19 protein-coding genes are annotated in these 15,863 nt (G+C 70.5%); 6 read left to right on the top strand and 13 right to left on the bottom strand.

Annotated elements, in window-relative coordinates:
• Positions 1 to 113: 113 nt before the first annotated feature.
• From IEX84_RS10760 to hemB, 3 genes are all read right to left on the bottom strand, one after another.
• Positions 114 to 1,775 carry an ammonium transporter gene (locus tag IEX84_RS10760; protein ID WP_188872566.1) on the bottom strand — a complete coding sequence of 554 codons (1,662 nt, stop codon included), beginning with the start codon at positions 1,773 to 1,775 and terminating at the stop codon, positions 114 to 116.
• 457 nt (positions 1,776 to 2,232) lie between these two features.
• A complete protein-coding gene (locus IEX84_RS14600) occupies positions 2,233 to 4,059 on the bottom strand; it encodes an ammonium transporter (protein WP_188872565.1) in 1,827 nt (608 codons plus the stop codon).
• Between the two features lie 309 nt (positions 4,060 to 4,368).
• Positions 4,369 to 5,352: a porphobilinogen synthase gene (gene hemB, locus IEX84_RS10750; protein WP_188872564.1), complete on the bottom strand. Its 984-nt coding sequence runs from the start codon at positions 5,350 to 5,352 to the stop codon at positions 4,369 to 4,371.
• 132 nt (positions 5,353 to 5,484) lie between these two features.
• On the opposite strand from hemB, the gene IEX84_RS10745 reads away from it, so the two are divergent.
• Positions 5,485 to 5,859, top strand: a complete 375-nt coding sequence (locus tag IEX84_RS10745; RefSeq protein WP_188872563.1) for a hypothetical protein — start codon at positions 5,485 to 5,487, stop codon at positions 5,857 to 5,859.
• Between the two features lie 12 nt (positions 5,860 to 5,871).
• Here the strand turns inward: IEX84_RS10745 and IEX84_RS10740 are convergent, their stop codons facing one another.
• The 3 genes from IEX84_RS10740 to IEX84_RS10730 are packed head-to-tail and all read right to left on the bottom strand — an operon-like array spanning position 5,872 to position 7,876.
• Positions 5,872 to 6,579 carry an energy-coupling factor transporter transmembrane component T family protein gene (locus tag IEX84_RS10740; protein WP_188872562.1) on the bottom strand — a complete coding sequence of 236 codons (708 nt, stop codon included), beginning with the start codon at positions 6,577 to 6,579 and terminating at the stop codon, positions 5,872 to 5,874.
• Positions 6,573 to 7,274, bottom strand: a complete 702-nt coding sequence (locus IEX84_RS10735) for an energy-coupling factor ABC transporter ATP-binding protein (protein ID WP_188872561.1) — start codon at positions 7,272 to 7,274, stop codon at positions 6,573 to 6,575. Before IEX84_RS10735 ends, IEX84_RS10740 begins: the two co-directional genes overlap by 7 nt.
• Positions 7,271 to 7,876 (bottom strand): biotin transporter BioY, encoded by a 606-nt coding sequence (locus tag IEX84_RS10730; RefSeq protein WP_188872560.1) that lies wholly within the window; start codon positions 7,874 to 7,876, stop codon positions 7,271 to 7,273. Before IEX84_RS10730 ends, IEX84_RS10735 begins: the two co-directional genes overlap by 4 nt.
• A 97-nt stretch (positions 7,877 to 7,973) precedes the next feature.
• Between IEX84_RS10730 and IEX84_RS10725 the strand changes: the two genes are divergently transcribed.
• Complete coding sequence (locus IEX84_RS10725) at positions 7,974 to 8,573, top strand: conditioned medium-induced protein 4 (RefSeq protein WP_188872559.1); 600 nt, start codon at positions 7,974 to 7,976, stop codon at positions 8,571 to 8,573.
• A gap of 147 nt (positions 8,574 to 8,720) precedes the next feature.
• Here IEX84_RS10725 and IEX84_RS10720 read toward each other — a convergent pair whose 3' ends face one another.
• Positions 8,721 to 8,897, bottom strand: a complete 177-nt coding sequence (locus IEX84_RS10720; protein ID WP_188872558.1) for a hypothetical protein — start codon at positions 8,895 to 8,897, stop codon at positions 8,721 to 8,723.
• 73 nt (positions 8,898 to 8,970) lie between these two features.
• On the opposite strand from IEX84_RS10720, the gene IEX84_RS10715 reads away from it, so the two are divergent.
• Complete coding sequence (locus IEX84_RS10715) at positions 8,971 to 9,615, top strand: CRISPR-associated protein Cas4 (protein WP_188872557.1); 645 nt, start codon at positions 8,971 to 8,973, stop codon at positions 9,613 to 9,615.
• On the opposite strand, the gene IEX84_RS10710 is transcribed toward IEX84_RS10715, so the two are convergent.
• The 3 genes from IEX84_RS10710 to IEX84_RS10700 are packed head-to-tail and all read right to left on the bottom strand — an operon-like array spanning position 9,612 to position 11,016.
• Positions 9,612 to 10,205, bottom strand: coding sequence for an L-threonylcarbamoyladenylate synthase (locus IEX84_RS10710; RefSeq protein WP_188872583.1), 594 nt, complete (start codon positions 10,203 to 10,205; stop codon positions 9,612 to 9,614). The two genes, IEX84_RS10715 and IEX84_RS10710, sit on opposite strands and share 4 nt — an antisense overlap.
• 2 nt (positions 10,206 to 10,207) lie before the next feature.
• Entirely contained in the window at positions 10,208 to 10,720 is a 513-nt protein-coding gene (locus tag IEX84_RS10705; RefSeq protein WP_188872556.1) for a redoxin domain-containing protein, read from the bottom strand.
• The gene (locus IEX84_RS10700; RefSeq protein WP_188872555.1) at positions 10,720 to 11,016 is read right to left on the bottom strand and encodes a glutaredoxin family protein; all 297 of its coding nucleotides are present in this window, start codon (positions 11,014 to 11,016) and stop codon (positions 10,720 to 10,722) included. Before IEX84_RS10700 ends, IEX84_RS10705 begins: the two co-directional genes overlap by 1 nt.
• 96 nt (positions 11,017 to 11,112) lie before the next feature.
• Here IEX84_RS10700 and IEX84_RS10695 point away from each other — a divergent pair, with 96 nt between their 5' ends.
• Positions 11,113 to 12,477 (top strand): hemolysin family protein, encoded by a 1,365-nt coding sequence (locus IEX84_RS10695; protein ID WP_188872554.1) that lies wholly within the window; start codon positions 11,113 to 11,115, stop codon positions 12,475 to 12,477.
• A 67-nt stretch (positions 12,478 to 12,544) separates the two neighbouring features.
• On the opposite strand, the gene IEX84_RS10690 is transcribed toward IEX84_RS10695, so the two are convergent.
• From IEX84_RS10690 to IEX84_RS10680, 3 genes are all read right to left on the bottom strand, one after another.
• A complete protein-coding gene (locus tag IEX84_RS10690; protein ID WP_188872553.1) occupies positions 12,545 to 13,729 on the bottom strand; it encodes an inorganic phosphate transporter in 1,185 nt (394 codons plus the stop codon).
• 40 nt (positions 13,730 to 13,769) lie between these two features.
• On the bottom strand, positions 13,770 to 14,459 hold the full coding sequence (locus IEX84_RS10685) for a DUF5828 family protein (RefSeq protein ID WP_188872552.1): 690 nt from the start codon (positions 14,457 to 14,459) through the stop codon (positions 13,770 to 13,772).
• Between the two features lie 64 nt (positions 14,460 to 14,523).
• The gene (locus IEX84_RS10680) at positions 14,524 to 14,733 is read right to left on the bottom strand and encodes a hypothetical protein (protein WP_188872551.1); all 210 of its coding nucleotides are present in this window, start codon (positions 14,731 to 14,733) and stop codon (positions 14,524 to 14,526) included.
• 93 nt (positions 14,734 to 14,826) lie between these two features.
• Between IEX84_RS10680 and IEX84_RS10675 the strand changes: the two genes are divergently transcribed.
• Together IEX84_RS10675 and IEX84_RS10670 are read left to right on the top strand one after the other, a co-directional pair.
• Entirely contained in the window at positions 14,827 to 15,201 is a 375-nt protein-coding gene (locus tag IEX84_RS10675; RefSeq protein ID WP_188872550.1) for a cupin domain-containing protein, read from the top strand.
• Positions 15,194 to 15,856, top strand: coding sequence for a hypothetical protein (locus tag IEX84_RS10670; RefSeq protein WP_229732360.1), 663 nt, complete (start codon positions 15,194 to 15,196; stop codon positions 15,854 to 15,856). Before IEX84_RS10675 ends, IEX84_RS10670 begins: the two co-directional genes overlap by 8 nt.
• The last annotated feature ends 7 nt before the right edge of the window (positions 15,857 to 15,863 follow it).

Raw genomic sequence — 15,863 nt, 5'->3', positions numbered from 1 at the left:
TTCTCAGACTGCGCCGGGACACCGCATCCCGTCCGCCTGAGAAACGAACCGCCGTTTCTCAGACTGCGTCGGACGACCGCCGTCCGACTCGTCCGTGACGGAACGTCGTTCCGTCAGACCGCGTCCGGGCCGGTCTTCCCCGTCCGAATCTGCGTCGCGGCGCTGACCGGGAGGACGAACACCTTGCCGTCGCCCTTGTTCCCCGTCTTCGCACCCCGACAGATCGCGTCGACGACGTCGTCGGTCGGCGTGTCCGCGACGACGCACTCGACTTTCACCTTCTGGTGGAGGTCGACGACGTACTCCTCGCCGCGCCACTGGCCCTTGGTCGCGGGCTGGCTCCCGCGCCCCGAGACGTCCGTGACGGTGAGCGACGGCGCGCCGATCTCCGCGAGCTCCGTCTTCACGTCGCTGAGCTTGTCCGGGCGGATGTAGGCCATCACGAGCTCGATGTCGCTCGCCGGCCGACCGCCGTCCGTGACGACGCCGCCGTCCGGCACGCTGACGCCCTCGTGCTCGCCGAACTCGGGGTACGTCTCGACGCCGTGCATCGTGACGTCGAGCCCCGTGTTCTCCGAGTCCGCGTCGACGCGCGCCCAGTTCACGCCCCGGGCGGCGAGGAAGACGACCGCGGTGACGCCCGCGCTCAGCGCGACGACGACGGCGACGCCGAGCACCTGCACGCCGAAGGCCGCGAGCCGCGAGCCCGTGAAGGAGGCGGCGACGAACGGGAACGCGAGCGTCCCGATCATCCCCGCGGTCCCGTGCACCGGGAAGACCGCGCAGACGTCGTCGACGCGCAGGCGGTGCTCCACGAAGTCGAAGACGACCGGGAGCTGCGCGCCGCCGATGAGGCCGAGGGCGACCGCACCCGGCCACGACGCGACGTCCGCGACGGGCGTGACGCAGACGAGCCCCGCGAGCAGGCCGTTCGCGAGGAAGAGCGTGTCGAGCTTCCGGGTCTTGTACCACGCGACCGCGCCCGCGCCGACGCCGCCGAACACCATCCCGAGCGTCGTGTCGAGGGCGACTCGACCGACGTACGAGAAGCTATCGAGGACGAGCTGGCCGTTCTCGACGGCGAGGACGGACGCCGCGGTCCCAACGTTGAAGCCGTACCAGCCGAAGCAGAGGATGAGCGTCCCGAGGACGGCGAGCGTGATGGAGTGCCCCGGCATCACGTTCGTCGAGCCGTCGGCGTCGAAGCGCCCGCGGCGCGGCCCGATGAGGTACGCGCCGACGAGGCCGCCGACGCCGCCGAGCGTGTGGACGACGGCACCGCCCGCGAAGTCGTGGAAGCCCATCGTCGCGAGCCAGCCGCCCGACCAGACGAGCCCGTCCGCAATCGGGTAGATGACGCCCGCGATGACCGCCGTGTAGACGACGTACATCCGGGGGCGCGTCCGGCCGGCGAGCGCGCCGGAGACGATGTTCGCCGCGGCGATAGCGAAGACGCCGCCGAAGAGCCAACTCGTCCACGCACCCGTCTGGTCGGCGGGCGCGTAGACGCTCATGAACGCCGCGCCGACGTCGAGCGCGCCGCCGCCCGTCACCTCGCCGACGACGGTCGCCACGGCGGCCCCGACGCCGAAGAAGACGATGAACCCGACGACCATCGTAATGATCGTCTGAGTGAGCTGGTTGGCGACGTTCTTCGCGCGCACCTGTCCGGCCTCCAGCATGGCGAACCCCGCCTTCATGAAGAAGACGAGGAACGTCACCAGCAACAGCCAGACGAGGTTGACGCCCGTCGCGATGGTCGCGAGGTCGCTCACGGCGCACCCTCCGTGCTACCGACGGCGGTTGTGTCGTTCTCAGTCACGGCGGATAGCAACTCGTCCACCGATAAAAGCCCTCGCTTAAAAATTCCCGTGTATACGTACTTCTACTGAACGTCCATCCAATATTGGGACAATATAACCCTGTATAAGGGTAAATGAGACCGGTAGTACGGCAATAATTGCGAGAAACGCGGGTGTCCGTACACCGGGCTCGAAACGGCGAACCTACGCGGCGGCGGGTGACGCCGCCGGTCGACGGGTGACTGAGTACGACGGATGTGGTCGTCGACCGGAACCACGGACGCGACGGCTCAGGGTACGACGATCACCTCCGGGTCCGGTCGCCGCGTGCGTGACTGCGACTGACCGCGACCTCTCCCGACGCCGGGGCGAGCGGGTGCCACGTCCGCACGGGCGTCCCGTCCCACCGCGTCGACGTCGGGGGTCACGCTCAGACCGCCTCCGGGCCGGTCTTGCCGGTGCGAATCTGGAGGGCGTCCTCGACGTCGATGATGAAGACCTTCCCGTCACCGGGTTCGCCGGTCTTCGCCCCCTCGCGGATCGCGTCCGCGACGTCCTCGGCGGGGATGTCCGCGACGACGCACTCGAGTTTCACCTTCTGGTGGAGGTCGACGACGTACTCCTCGCCGCGCCACTGCTCGGTCGTCGAGGGCTGACTCCCCCGCCCCGAGACGTTCGTGACGGTGAGCGACGGCGCACCGACCTCCGCGAGCGACTTCTTCACCTCGCCCAGCCGGTCGGGGCGGATGACGGCCATCACGAGCTTGATGTCGCCGTCGTCGTCCTCGGCGTCGGTGTCCTCGCCGCCGTCCGTGCGAACCTCGTGGTCGTCGACGTCTACGCCACCGTCGGTGCGGATTTCGTGCGTGTCCTTCGTGTCCATATCTACGCCGCCGTCCGTGCGAATCTCGTGGTCGTGGTCCTCACCGCCGTCCGTGCGAACCTGGTTGCGCTCGCCGCCGTCCGTGACGACGCCCTCGTCGACGAACTCGGGGTACGCCTCGATGCCGTGTTCGCCGCGGTCGAGCCCGATCTCCTCCTCGCTCTCGTCGACGCGGAGGCCCCAGATGCCGTCCGCGATTTTCAGCGCGATGGCGGTCGTGACGACCGTCCAGACCGCGATGACGATGACGCCCGCGACCTGCATGGTCAGCTGCGGGACGAAGTCCGCGTAGCCGCCCGCGGCGAAGACGGGGATGAGGATGGTGCCGATGGCACCCGCGCTCCCGTGGACCGCGAAGACGCCACAGACGTCGTCGATCTTGAGGTTCTCCACGACCCAGCGGTAGACGATGGGCGTCTGCACGCCGCCGATGAGGCCGATGAGCAGCGCGCCCCACCAGGTGACGTGCGCACACGCACCCGTGATGGCGACGAGGCCGGCGAGCAGGCCGTTCGCCGCGAAGAGCGGGTCGGGCTTCCCCTCCTGCATGGTCGTGACGATGGTCGAGCCGACCGCGCCGATGCCCATCGCCAGCGTCGTGTTCAGGGCGACGCGGCCGAGCGCCGCGCCGTTGAACGAGAGCGTCTGCGCGTCGACGTTCGCGCTCAGGACGCTCGCCTGCGTCCCGACGTTGAAGCCGTACCAGCCGAACGCGAGGATGAGCGTCCCGATGACCGCGAAGACGACCGAGTGCCCCGGAATCGGACGCGGGTTCCCCTCGCTATCGAAGCGCCCGCGGCGCGGGCCGACCATGTACGCCGCGACGAGGCCGGCGATGCCGCCGAGCATGTGGACGACGGTCGCGCCCGCGAAGTCCTCGTAGCCCGCGCCGATCGCCTGCCCGAGGAAGCCCGAACCGGCGAGCAGACCGCCGCTCCACGCGAAGCCGCCGATGACCGGGTAGATGACCGCGGTCAGGCAAATCGCGAGGAAGACGTACGCGGAGAACTTGATGCGCTCGGCGACGGCCCCGGAGACGATGGTGGCCGCCGTCATGGCGAACACCGCGCCGAAGAGCCACCCGATCCAGCTCCCGGGCGAGTTGATGTACGCGAACGCGTTCGCGACACTCACGGCCTGACCCGACGTGAGCATCCCGGCGAGCGCGTAGACGCCGTTCCCAACGAGGAAGAACACGAGGACGCCGAGCGACCAGTCCATCATGTTCTTCATCACGACGTTCCCGGCGTTCTTCGCGCGGACCTGACCCGCCTCCAGCAGCGCGAACCCGGGCTGCATGAAGAAGATCAGGAAACACACCACCAGCGTCCACACCGTGTTGACGCCGTTGGCGATGTTCGCGACGTCTACCATACCGTCCCCCCGTCGGACCACACATCCATTAGACGCTCGTTCACCTGAGCCGCGTATTTGCGTGAAACCATCTTGCTGATCTACGAGAGAGTTGCAGGGAATGACCAAACATAACCCTTTGCTTTAAAATTCGAGAAAATACACGGGGTCATCTGTGCATTTGACAGATACTTATTCGAGTCATGTCTGTATAAGGATGTATAATGCACACTTTACCGGCATTAACGCCTGACGAAACTGGTCGTCCGTAGTGTATATCCGGTTACATTAGTGGCCGGTTCGGCGGAAATACGGCGCCCGCGCGCAGATTCAGGAAAGCGAGGAGGCGATGTCCTCCGCGAAGTAGGTAAGTATCAGGTCCGCCCCTGCACGCTTGATGGACAACACCGACTCGTACGCGCTCTCGGTTGCGTCCAACCATCCCTTCTCGCCGGCCGCCCGCAGCATCGCGTACTCCCCGGAGACGTTGTACGCCGCGACCGGGTGGTCGAACTCGCGCCGGACGTCGGCGACGACGTCGAGGTACGGGAGCGCCGGCTTCACCATCAACACGTCCGCACCCTCCGCGGCGTCGCGCTCGGCCATCCGCATCGCCTCGCGTCGGTTCCCCGGGTCCATCTGGTAGTGGCGCCGGTCGCCGAACGACGGCGCGCCGTCCGCCGCGTCCCTGAACGGTCCGTAGAACGCCGACTCGTACTTCACCGCGTACGCCATCACGGGGACGTTCTCGTGGCCCGCCTCGTCGAGCGCCTCGCGTATCGCCCCGACCTGCCCGTCCGCCATCGACGACGGCGCGACCATGTCCGCACCCGCCGCCACGTGCGAGCGCGCCGTCCGCGCGAGCAGGTCGAGCGTCTCGTCGTTCTTCACCGTCAGTCCCTCGCCCGCGCGGGCGCCTTCCGCCAACACCCCGCAGTGGCCGTGCTCGGTGTACTCACAGAGGCAGACGTCCGTGATGACGTAGGCGTCCGTCTCCGCGGTGATTCGCCGGACGGCCGCCTGCACGACGCCGTCCTCGGCCCACGCGCGCGACCCGCGCTCGTCCTTCGATTCGGGGACGCCGAAGACGATGACCGCCTCGACGCCCGTCGCCAACACCTCCTCGACGCGCGCCACCGCCTCCGAGACGGGCACGCGCTCGTGACCCGGCATCGACTCTATCGGCACGCGCTCCTCGGTCGTCGCGTCGACGAACACCGGCGCGATCAGGTCGCTCGCGTTCAGCGTCGTCTCGCTCACCAGCCCGCGAACGCCGTCCCGACGGAGCCGTCGGGGTCGCCGCGTCATGTCCATGGAACACGTGAGGACGCCCGCCCGCTTATGGCTCCCGGAGCCGGACCCACGAGATTACGTATCGCACTATACAGTTTATGTCGTTTCGTCTGGCGGACAACTATTTCTGTCACTATCTCACATGCCGAGTCGATGACGGCCATCGCACTCGACGTGACGGACGACTGGGGCGAGGAGCTCCTCCACGCGTACTACACGACGCTGCAGGGGAAGAAGCGCCGTCTCCGCCCCGAGGAGGAGTGGAACGACCCCGAGGCGACGCCCGGGTTCCAACTCGGCCTCGAATACCTCGGCGAGCGCCCGTACGTCGAAGCCGCCGTTCCGGACGACCTCGGTTTCTGTCTCGAAGGCTACGACGGGACCGTCACCGGCGACGCGCTCGCCGACCTCGCCGCCGACCTGCGCGACGCCGCCGCCGCCGACCGGTCCTTCGACGTCGAGACCGGTCCGGTCGCCGTCTGCGAGTTCGCCGCCGAACGCGGTCACGCCGTCGAACTCCGCGAGTAACGTCCCCATCTTCTACAACGCGATGGCCGCCGCGACGAGCGCACCCGCCGCTCCCAGCGCCGCGTAGTCCCGACGTGCGAACGCGAGCGCCGGCGGCGTCGGGTTCCACGAGAGACAGCGCGCCCGGAGCGCGAGCGCGAGCGCGTCCGCGCGGCGGAACGTCCGTTCGAGCGCGCCGACGGCGAGGTGCGCCAGCCGCCGGTCGACGCGTCGCTCGTCCCCCAACCGGACCCACGACCCCTCGCGGAGCCGCCGGAGGTCCGACTGGAGGAGCGGGAGGAAACGAAAGACGAGCATGACGCCGAGCCCGAGGAACCGCCCGGCGCGTCCCGGGACGAGTCGCGTGATGGCCGCCCGGGACTCCCGCGGCGACGTCGTCCGCACGTACGCCGCCGCGAGCGCGAGCAGGAGGAGCGTCCGGTAGACGGCGAGCAGCGGGCCGCGCGCGCCCGCCGGGTCGACCCACGGCGGACCGAACCGGAGCGCCCCGGCGAGCGGCGCGACGAGGAGGAACGGGAGGGCGCCGCGGTACTCCGCGTACACCGCGCGCACCGACAGCCCGCAGCCGCGAAGCGCGAGCAGACAGCCGACTGTCAGGACGACCAGCCACGCCGGCGTCGGCCGCGCGAGCGCGACGGCCGCGACCGCGCTCTGGAGCGCGAGCTTCGTCCGCGGGTCGAGGCGGTGGCCCAGCGTGTCGCCGGGGGCGTGACTCAGCACGGCCGCTCGACGGGGAGGCCGGCCAATCGCTTGACGGCGGCCCCCGGCGCGTCGTTCACGACCACCGACCCGTCGCTCATGACGACCAGTCGGTCCGCGGGCGCGAGCACGTCCCGCAGGTCGTGCGTGACGACGACGACGCTCGTCCCCGCGTCGTGGAGCGCGCACAGCCGTTCGAGGACGCTCCCCCGCGCCGGCGCGTCCAGCCCGGTGAACGGCTCGTCGAGGACGAGGTGGTCGGGGCGCATCGCCAGCGCGCCCGCGATGGCGACCCGCTCGCGCTCCCCGCCGGAGAGCGCGTCGATCCGCTCGTCGCCCCGCCCCGTCAGGTTCACCGCGTCGAGCGCGTCCGCGACCCGCTCGTCGACCTCGCGCCGCGGGAGCCCGAGGTTCTCCGGGCCGAACGCGACGTCCCGGCCGACCGTCGCGGCGACGAAGCCGTCGCGCGGCTCCTGGAACACCATCCCGACCGCCGTCCGCGCCGCCACGAGGTCCTCGTCCACGCGCGTCCCGTTCACCCGCACCGTCCCCGCGTCGGGGTCGAGGAGGCCGTTCCAGTGGCGCACGAGCGTCGTCTTCCCGGACCCGTTCGCGCCCGCGAGGACGACGAACTCGCCGTCGTCGATACCGAGGTCCACGCCGTCGAGCGCCGTCGCCTCGCCGTAGCGGTGGACGAGGCCGGAGACGTCGATCACGCGTCCCGGAGCCGCTCGCTGCGCGCGGCCAGCACCGCGACGACGGCCTTCAGGAGCTCCCCGGGGACGAACGGCACCGCGGTGACGAGCGCCGCGCTCACGAGCGCGCGAACCGGGTCCGCGAAGAGCGCGAGGTCGCCGAAGTAGGCGTATCCGACCGTCCCGAACGCGTAGATGACGGCCGTCGCCGCCGTCAGTCCGGCCGCGAGCCGCCACAGCGGGACCTCGCCGGTCGGCGTCCGCGCACCCGTGCCGTGCGCGACGGAGCCCAGCAGCCCCGCCGCGAACGGGTACGACCAGAGGTAGCCACCCCACGGGCTGAACAGTTGCCCGACGCCGCTCGCCCCGTACGCGTACACCGGCGCGCCGACCGCGCCCGCGACCACGTAGAGCGCGAGCGAGGCGAACCCCCACCGCGGCCCGAGGAAGACCCCCGCGAGGAAGACGCCCAACACCTGCAGCGTGTACGGCACCGGCGACACCGGCAACTGGAAGCTCACGTACGAGAAGACGCCGGTCAACGCCGCGAACAGCGCCGCCCGCACGACGTTCTCCACCGTCTCGTCGCCGACGAGGGCGACCGACTCCGTGTCCGTGCTCATACCACCACACCCTCCGTCAACCACAATCAAAACATCGGTTTACAGGACTGCGTGGCACCCGAAGGTCTATACCCGCCTGGCGGCAAGCGCGGACGATATGGACGAGAAGACCCGCGAGCTCCGCGACATCTTCGTCGACGTCACCGAGGGCGAGACCGTCACGGAGCACCAGGAGGAGGGCCACGGGTCGCTCGCCACCGACGCCGAGATCGACGAGCGCCTCCGCGAGACCGTGACCGACATGCGCGAGCGCCTCGACTTCCGCACCGACCTCGACGACGCCGCGCTCGTCCGCCTCGTTCGGGGCTTCTACGCCGGCGACGACGACGCCGCGCTCGCCGACGCCCTCGACGTCGACGAAGACACCGTCAGCGAGGCCCGCCGCGACCTCCACCTGATCCAGCCCGACGTCGCCGACGCCCCCCTCGACCTCGACGCCCTCCGGCGCGCGCTCGAAACCGGCGACCCCGACACCGACGCCCTCGCAGAGCGCCTCGACAGCGACCCCGACACCGTCCGCGAGTACGCCGGCGTCGCCCGCGCCCAGATCGAGATACAGTCCGTCAACGACCGCTACCGCGCCGAGTTCGAGAGCGTCCTCCAGGACCGCGACCTCGCAGAACGCCTCACCACCGCCGCCCGCGAGGACGGCCTCGAGGAGGCTACGGAGGGCCAGGAGACGAACACCAACCTCTAAGCCCTCGCTCGCCCTTAGTGATCCACCAGGCCCGCTGGACGCAGGCGGGCGGCGGAGCCGCCCGAACGCATCGCGGGGTGCGGTCGCCGCGACCGCCGCCGCACCGCGACCGCCGCCGCACCGCGACCGCCGCCGCACCGCGCGCATTCACTCGCCCCGTCCCCACGTCGCATAGAGGCCGCCGCCGACGGCGAGCGCGGCGGCCAGCGCGAGCGCGCACGCGACGACGCCGGTCGGGTCGGGCGCGAACGACGGCCCGAGGACGGCCCCGGCGACCAGCCCGACGACCGCGCAGACGAGCGTTCGAACACCGCTTGACACCATACGCCCGCTCGTCGCGCCCGCCCCGTAGTCGTTTCCCGCGGGTCCAAGTACGAGGACGGGGCCACCGCCGCGCGTGTCCGACCACGTCTCCTTCGGTGACCTCGCCACGGCCGCCTACTGCCCCCGGCAGCTCTACTACCGGCGCAAGGAGGGCGCCCGGGACCTCCCCGACGCCGTCGTGCGCGTCCGCGAACTCGCCTTTCGCTACCCGACGCTCGTCGAGGCGAGCGACGCCGCGCTGCGCAACACCGTGGCCGTCGACCCCGCGACGTATCGCGCGCGCCTCGGTGCGGTCCTGACGCGCTACCCGGGGCTCGCCTCGCCCGACGAGACCGACGTGCTCCTCACCGGGAAGGACTGTCGCGGGCGCGTCGCGAAAATCGTCTCACCGCTCGCGCCGACGCTCGTCTCGCCCGGCGAGCCGCCCGAGACGGGCGTGTGGGAACCCCAGACGGTGCGGGCGGTCGCGGCCGCGAAGGCCCTCGCGTGGCGCGAGCGCGCGCCCGTCGAGTACGCTTACGTCGAGTATCCGCGTCACGGAATCGTCCGCGAGGTGGCCATCACGACGCGCGCGAAGGCGGCGTATCGGCGCACGCTCAGAACGGTCCGCGGGATGGACGGCCCGCCGTCGCGCCTCCGGAGCGACGCGAAGTGCACGAACTGCGACTACCGGGCCGAGTGCGGCGTCCGCACGCGCTCGCTCTCCTCGCTGCTCTAGTGCTCGGCGAGCCAGCGCCGAATCTCGTCGGCGTTCGCGCCCGCGCGGATGACCTCGTCGCGCGCGACGTCGACGACCGTGCTCTCGACGCCGCCCGTCTCGCCGCCGTCGAGGACGACGGCGACGTCGTCGCGGAAGTCGGGGTCGAGGTCGGCGACGTCCCGGACGCTCCCGGTTCCGCTCCGGTTCGCGGACGTCGCGGTGACGGGCGAGACGCGCTCCAAGAGGGCGAGCGCGACGTCGTGGTCGGGGACGCGGACGCCGACGCGCTCTCGCCCGCCCGTGAGGGCGTCCGGGACGACGTCGCGCTTCTCGCAGACGACCGTCACGGGCCCGGGGAGGAACGCGTCCATGAAGCGCTCCTCGCGCTCGCCCGCGACGACGTAGTCGCGCGCGGCGGCGGCGCTCGGGACGCCGAGACTCATCGGCTTCGAGCGGTCGCGGCCCTTCGCCGCGTACGCGCGCTCGATGGCGTCCGGGTCGAGGGCGTCCGCGCCGAGGCCGTACACCGTCTCCGTCGGGTAGACGACGAGGTCGCCCTCGCGGAGCGCGGCCGCGGCCGCGTCGAGGTCGGCGTCGGAGGCGCGCACGCTCACAGGTCCGCGACGGCCGCCTCGACCGCGTCGTACTCGGGGAAGTCCGGCCACTCCCGTGCGGTCCACGCGTACGCGACCGTGCGGTCCTCCTCGACGAGGAAGACCGAGGGCCGGGGTTCGGAGACGCCCGTCATCCCGTCGAGGTCGTGGCTGATGCCGTACGCCTCCGCGACCTCGTTCCCCGGGTCGCTGAAGAGGCGATAGCCCGCCTCGTCGAGGCCGCGCTCCTCGATGGTCGTCGCGTGCTCGTAGGGCGTGGAGATGGAGACGCCGACGACCTGCACGTCCGCGAAGTCGCGCTCGACGAACTCCTGCCACATGTACGTCGTCGGAAACGCGCCGTCCATCGGGTGGAAGACGAGGAGCACGGGGCCTTCCCCGGTGAGGTCGGAGAGCGCGGCGTCCTCCCAGAACTCCGCGTTCACGAGCGGCCGCGTGAAGTCCGGGGCGGTCTCGCCGACCTCGGGGTGATTCGCCTCGGGGAGCTCGCTGACGTCGAAGTCGACCATCAGTGCTCACCCCCCTCGCCGTAGGTCGTCTCCAGATAGCGCACGACGTTCGCGGACTCCGCCATGGCGACGCCCGTGTTCTCGTCGACGATTGCCGGGACGGTTCGCGCGCCGACGAGACGCTTGACGACGTCGCGCTCCGAGTGCATCGGCTCGACGAACCGCGAGTGATAGTCGAGTCCGAGGTCGTCGAGCACGCGGACGACGCGCTCACAGTACGGACACGCCTGGAGCCGATACAGGGTGATCGCCGCGTCCTGACTCTCCGGGTTCGGTGGGGCGCTCGTCGCGCTCATGTTCCGACCGTCGGGCGAACACGGGGTAAACGCTTCGCCACCGGCGGAACCGTGCAGAAACGCTTAATCGTCGGGGGCCGGAAGCCACGGTACCGAATGGGCGCAGCTGCACTTCTCGCGACGACGCCGGCAGTGCTGGGGCTCGACACGCCGACGATAACCGCCGTCGGGGTGGTCGCCCTCGTCGTGCTGATGGGGCTCTCGGCGTTCTTCTCCTCCTCCGAACTCGCCATGTTCTCGCTCGCGCGCCACCGCGTCGAGTCGCTGGCCGAGGAGGGCGTCCCGGGCGCGCAGGCCGTCGCCGACCTCAAGGCCGACCCGCACCGCCTCCTCATCACCATCCTCGTCGGGAACAACCTCGTGAACATCGCGATGTCGTCCATCGCCACGGGGCTCCTCGGCTTCTACCTCTCGCAGGGCCAAGCCGTCATCGCGGCGACGTTCGGCGTCACCGCGCTCGTCCTCCTCTTCGGCGAGAGCGCGCCGAAATCCTACGCCGTCGAGAACTCGGAGACGTGGGCGCTCCGAATCGCCGGCCCGCTCAAGTGGTGCGAGCGCTTCCTCCTCCCCCTCGTCGTCACCTTCGACCACCTCACGCGGATCGTCAACAGCCTCACGGGCGGCGGCGCGGCCATCGAGTCCTCCTACGTCTCGCGCGACGAGATTCAGGAGATGATACGCACGGGCGAGCGCGAGGGGGTCATCGAGGAGGACGAACGCGAGATGCTCCAGCGCATTTTCCGCTTCAACAACACCATCGCCAAGGAGGTGATGACGCCGCGCCTCGACGTCGACGCCGCCTCGACCGACGCCTCCCTGGAGGAGGCCATCCAGACCTGCGTCCGCTCCGGCCACGAACTCCTCCCGGTCTACGAGGGGAGCCTCGACAACGTCGTCGGCATCGTCAGCCTCCGCGACCTCGTGCGCCAACACCAGTACGGCGAGAGCGACGCGGCGACCCTCGACGACCTGATGGAGCCGACGCTCCACGTCCCCGAGTCGAAGAACGTCAACGAACTCCTCCAGGAGATGCAAGAAGAACGCGTCGGCCTCGTCGTCGTCCTCGACGAGTTCGGCACCACGGAGGGGCTCATCACGACCGAGGACCTCATCGAGGAGATCGTCGGCGAGATACTCGAGGGCGAGGAGGAGCGCCCGGTGACGTTCGTCGACGACGACACCGTCATCGTCCGCGGCGAGGTGAACGTCGACGAGGTGAACGAGGCGCTCGGCATCGAACTCCCGGAGGGCGAGGAGTTCGAGACCATCGCGGGCTTCATCTTCAACCGCGCGGGCCGCCTCGTCGAGGTCGGCGAGACCTTCCGCTACGAGAACGTCGAGCTCCGCGCCGAGCAGGTCGAGAACACCCGCATCATGAAGGCCCGCGTCACGAAGCTCGACGAGGAAGTGACGCCGGAGTCCGCGGAGGCGGACGACGACGCCGAGTCGCTCGAAAACTGAGCCGCGCTCCCGCCCCGTCCTCGCTCTTCTCTCGTCCGTCCTGACTCGTCTTCGCTCTTCTCTCGTCCTACGTCAGGCGCGCCACGGCGGCGAAGACGGCGTAGCTCGCGCCGAGCGCGAGCGCGAGCGACCCGACCCACGCCGCGACGGTCTTGACCATCTTCTCGCGGCTGACGCCGCCGCCAGCGCTCCCCGCCGCGTAGCCGCCGCCGACGATGGCGGAGACGATGATCTCGTTGAAGGAGACGGGGACGCCGAAGAAGACGGCGGCCTGCGCGATGGCGAAGCTCGGGATGAGCGCGGCGATGGACCGGCGCGGGCCGAGGCTGGAGTAGTCCTGCGCGAGCGCCTTGATCATCCGCGGCGCGCCCGTCCACGACCCGACGAGGAGGCCGAGGCCGCCGCCGACGAGGACGTACGTCGTCGGGACGCTGTCGCCGACGAGCGGGAGGAGCGGGCCGACCGCGAGGCCGACCTGACTCCCCCCGGCGGAGAACGCGACGAGGCCGCCGAGCGCGAGGAGGAAGTGGCGGTTCCCCGCGTCGCCGTGCGCCACGACGTCCCAGCGGACGAGACCGGCGACGGCGAGCGCGACCGCGGCCGTGGCCCCGGCGACGGCGAGCGTCGTCGGGACGGCGGGCACCGCCGTCGCGGCCGTCGCGGCGAGCGACTGGCCGACGCCCGGCGGCCCGAGGAGGACGAACTTCACGTTCGCCACGAGCGCGCCGACGACGGCCGCGAGCGCGGGGACGAGCAGCGCGTCGCGGTCGATCTCGCGGAGGCCGTACGCGGTGGCGAACGACGTGAAGCCGCCGACGAAGGGGACGAGCACCCACAGCGTCGCGATTTGGGCGTACTTGTCCCACGCGGGCGCACCGCCCATGGCGAGGCCGGTGCCGACGACGGCGCCAGTGACGGTGAACGCCGTGGCGATGGGGTAGCCCGTGAAGACCCCGACGGCGACGAGCGTCGCGGCCGTGAGGAGGGCGACGATGACCGCGACGGAGGTGAGCGTCGTCCCCGCGACGAGGCCGTGACCGACTGCCTCGGAGACGTTCGCGCCCTGCAGGACCGCCCCGAGGAAGCCCAGTAGACCGACGTAGAAGCCCGCGCGCATCACGGGAATCGCGTTCGCGCCGACCGCGGGCGCGAACGGGGTCGACCCGCTCGAACCGGCACCGATGGTCCACGCCATGAACATACTGGCGAGCGCGGCGACGAGCAAGGTGCCAGCGGCGGCGACGGTGACCATTTGTAACCTCGACAGGGGGCGCGGAGAAAGGGCTGTCGGCTCAGTTCGTCGAGGGCCGCGACTCGCCGCCGGTCCGTGGTGCCTCGACGCCCTCGGCGGCCGCGGCCGCGTCCGTCTCCTTCTCGGTGTCGACGTGCCAGCGCTCGACGTCGTCGTCGTACTCGTGGAGGACCGCGCGCACCTCGTCGCGGAGGTCGTCGTCGTTCACCTGCACCTCGAAGGCGAAGGTGTCGTCCTCGCCGCGCACGCGTTTGACGTTCGCGGAGACGAGGTCGTTGTCGAAGTAGTAGGGTGCCATCTGGGTCATCACGCGCTTGTAGACGGTGTTCTCGACCTTGCGGAGGGCGCGCCGGCCCGCGGTGTCGGCGGCGCGCGCGACGTGCCCGATGGACTCGCCCCACTTCTCGACGGCCCCCTCGGCGTCGTCGTCCTCCAGTTTCTCGTAGGACTCGCTGAGGCGCTCGCCGGCCGTCTGGAGGTCGTCGTCGACGTCCTCGCCGGCCTTCTCGCCCTCGCCCTCGCCGACGCTCGCCTGTTCGGCCGTCTTCTCGTTGACGTCCGTCGTGAGGCGTTCGTGGGTCTTCGGCCGCCAGTCGTCCCACTCCTCGTACGCGTCCCGATAGGGCTCGTCCGCATCGACCTCCCGCAGCGCCGACGTGATGCGCTCGCCGTGCTCGACGACGTCGCCCCACGTCCCCCGCACGCGGAAGCCCGAAATGCTCTCATCCATCGCTTACTGCCGTCGATACGTTGCCATCGCCCTTACGTGTTGTCGGCGACGCGGTGGCACGCGTCTAGCGACCGTACGTGAGCGCGCGCGCCCACTCGTTCAGTCGCGTCTTGAGTGCGCCGAGCGCGACGACGTGGCGCGACACCGCGCGGAGGTCGCTCTCCTCGACCTCGATGACGTCCTCGCCCGCGAACGGGCTCCGCCCGCTCGTGAGGTCGGCCGCGCTCGACATCGCACAGCGCCCGCACGCTTCGACCGAATCCTTCGCTCCCATAGTGCCCCTTTGACACGCCACGGCCTTCGGTGTTACGCGCCCGCGCTCGCCGCCGACCGTGGCCTTTTCTCCCTCGGCCACGACGACGTTCCTATGGGATACCACACAATCGACCCGGACGAACTCGAACCCACGCCCGAGCGCCCCTGCGACCAGCGCTCTCTCACGGACGCCGCGGGCCTCGACAACTTCGCGCTCAACGTCTACACCGCCGAGCCGGGCGAGTCGATACCGCTCGCCTACCACGTCCACGAGGAGCAGGAGGAGGCCTTCTACGTCCTCTCCGGCGAACTCCACGTCGAGACGCCGGAGGGCGAGTTCGCCGTCGGTCCGGACGAGGTGTTCGTCGCCGAACCCGAGAGCCCCCACTTCGCCAGCGTCCCCGACGACGCCGCGGAACCGGTCCGCGCGGTCGCCGTCGGCGCGCCGAACGTGGACGACGTCGCGCCGTACGAGGCGGATGAGTGAGCGCGCGGACGACGCGGTAACGGACGCGGCCGACGACGCGGGCGCTGGGGCGGACACCGGCGCGGGCGGCGACGCCGCCGCGTCCGAGGAGCCGACGCGTCCGACGTGGGACGACGCCTACCTCGACGACGTCGCGGAGCGCCTCCAGTACTCCTTCGACCTCGAACGCGACGTCGCCCTCGACGGCGAGACGTGGCCGCTCTCCGGGGAGCTGAACCTCGAACGGGAGAAGTACTTCCTCCATCCCTCGATCTCCTACGGGCGACACGACTCCGACGAACACCTCTTCGTCCGCCGCGCCGACGCCCTCGACACCGACGCCCTCGACGACCTCGTCGACCTCGGCCATCGACTCGCCGACGAGCGCATCACGGCGAACGAACGCCACTACAGCACGGAGTTCACGTTCGCGCTCGTCGTCCCGGGAATCGACGACGCCGTCCGCGACTACGTCGCGGGCTTTCGCGAGCGCACTCTCCTCAAGTACGGCTACTACGGCCACTACGAGGTGAATCTCGTCGTCGTCGCCCCCGGCGACGAGTCGTGCGTGGCGAGCGCGGAGGCGGACGTCGCCGACGCCTTCCGGACGTGGCGCGACCCGACGGTCCGCGAGCGCGGGCTGTTCGGGCGGGTCGCGGACGCGATATTCGGATAGAGGAGAG

Source organism: Halarchaeum rubridurum, assembly GCF_014647115.1.
Classification (GTDB): domain Archaea; phylum Halobacteriota; class Halobacteria; order Halobacteriales; family Halobacteriaceae; genus Halarchaeum; species Halarchaeum rubridurum.
This window is presented reverse-complemented; position numbering and strand designations above follow the sequence as displayed.

Bases quoted from the DNA above. Each gene is read 5' to 3' on its own strand.
- IEX84_RS10680 (WP_188872551.1), bottom strand. From the start codon at position 14,733: ATGGGAGCGAAGGATTCGGTCGAAGCGTGCGGGCGCTGTGCGATGTCG.
- IEX84_RS14600 (WP_188872565.1), bottom strand. From the start codon at position 4,059: ATGGTAGACGTCGCGAACATCGCCAACGGCGTCAACACGGTGTGGACG.
- IEX84_RS10675 (WP_188872550.1), top strand. From the start codon at position 14,827: ATGGGATACCACACAATCGACCCGGACGAACTCGAACCCACGCCCGAG.
- IEX84_RS10745 (WP_188872563.1), top strand. From the start codon at position 5,485: ATGACGGCCATCGCACTCGACGTGACGGACGACTGGGGCGAGGAGCTC.
- IEX84_RS10700 (WP_188872555.1), bottom strand. From the start codon at position 11,016: ATGAGCGCGACGAGCGCCCCACCGAACCCGGAGAGTCAGGACGCGGCG.
- IEX84_RS10705 (WP_188872556.1), bottom strand. From the start codon at position 10,720: ATGGTCGACTTCGACGTCAGCGAGCTCCCCGAGGCGAATCACCCCGAG.
- IEX84_RS10685 (WP_188872552.1), bottom strand. From the start codon at position 14,459: ATGGATGAGAGCATTTCGGGCTTCCGCGTGCGGGGGACGTGGGGCGAC.
- IEX84_RS10690 (WP_188872553.1), bottom strand. From the start codon at position 13,729: ATGGTCACCGTCGCCGCCGCTGGCACCTTGCTCGTCGCCGCGCTCGCC.
- IEX84_RS10720 (WP_188872558.1), bottom strand. From the start codon at position 8,897: ATGGTGTCAAGCGGTGTTCGAACGCTCGTCTGCGCGGTCGTCGGGCTG.
- IEX84_RS10695 (WP_188872554.1), top strand. From the start codon at position 11,113: ATGGGCGCAGCTGCACTTCTCGCGACGACGCCGGCAGTGCTGGGGCTC.
- IEX84_RS10670 (WP_229732360.1), top strand. From the start codon at position 15,194: ATGAGTGAGCGCGCGGACGACGCGGTAACGGACGCGGCCGACGACGCG.
- IEX84_RS10725 (WP_188872559.1), top strand. From the start codon at position 7,974: ATGGACGAGAAGACCCGCGAGCTCCGCGACATCTTCGTCGACGTCACC.
- IEX84_RS10730 (WP_188872560.1), bottom strand. From the start codon at position 7,876: ATGAGCACGGACACGGAGTCGGTCGCCCTCGTCGGCGACGAGACGGTG.
- hemB (WP_188872564.1), bottom strand. From the start codon at position 5,352: ATGGACATGACGCGGCGACCCCGACGGCTCCGTCGGGACGGCGTTCGC.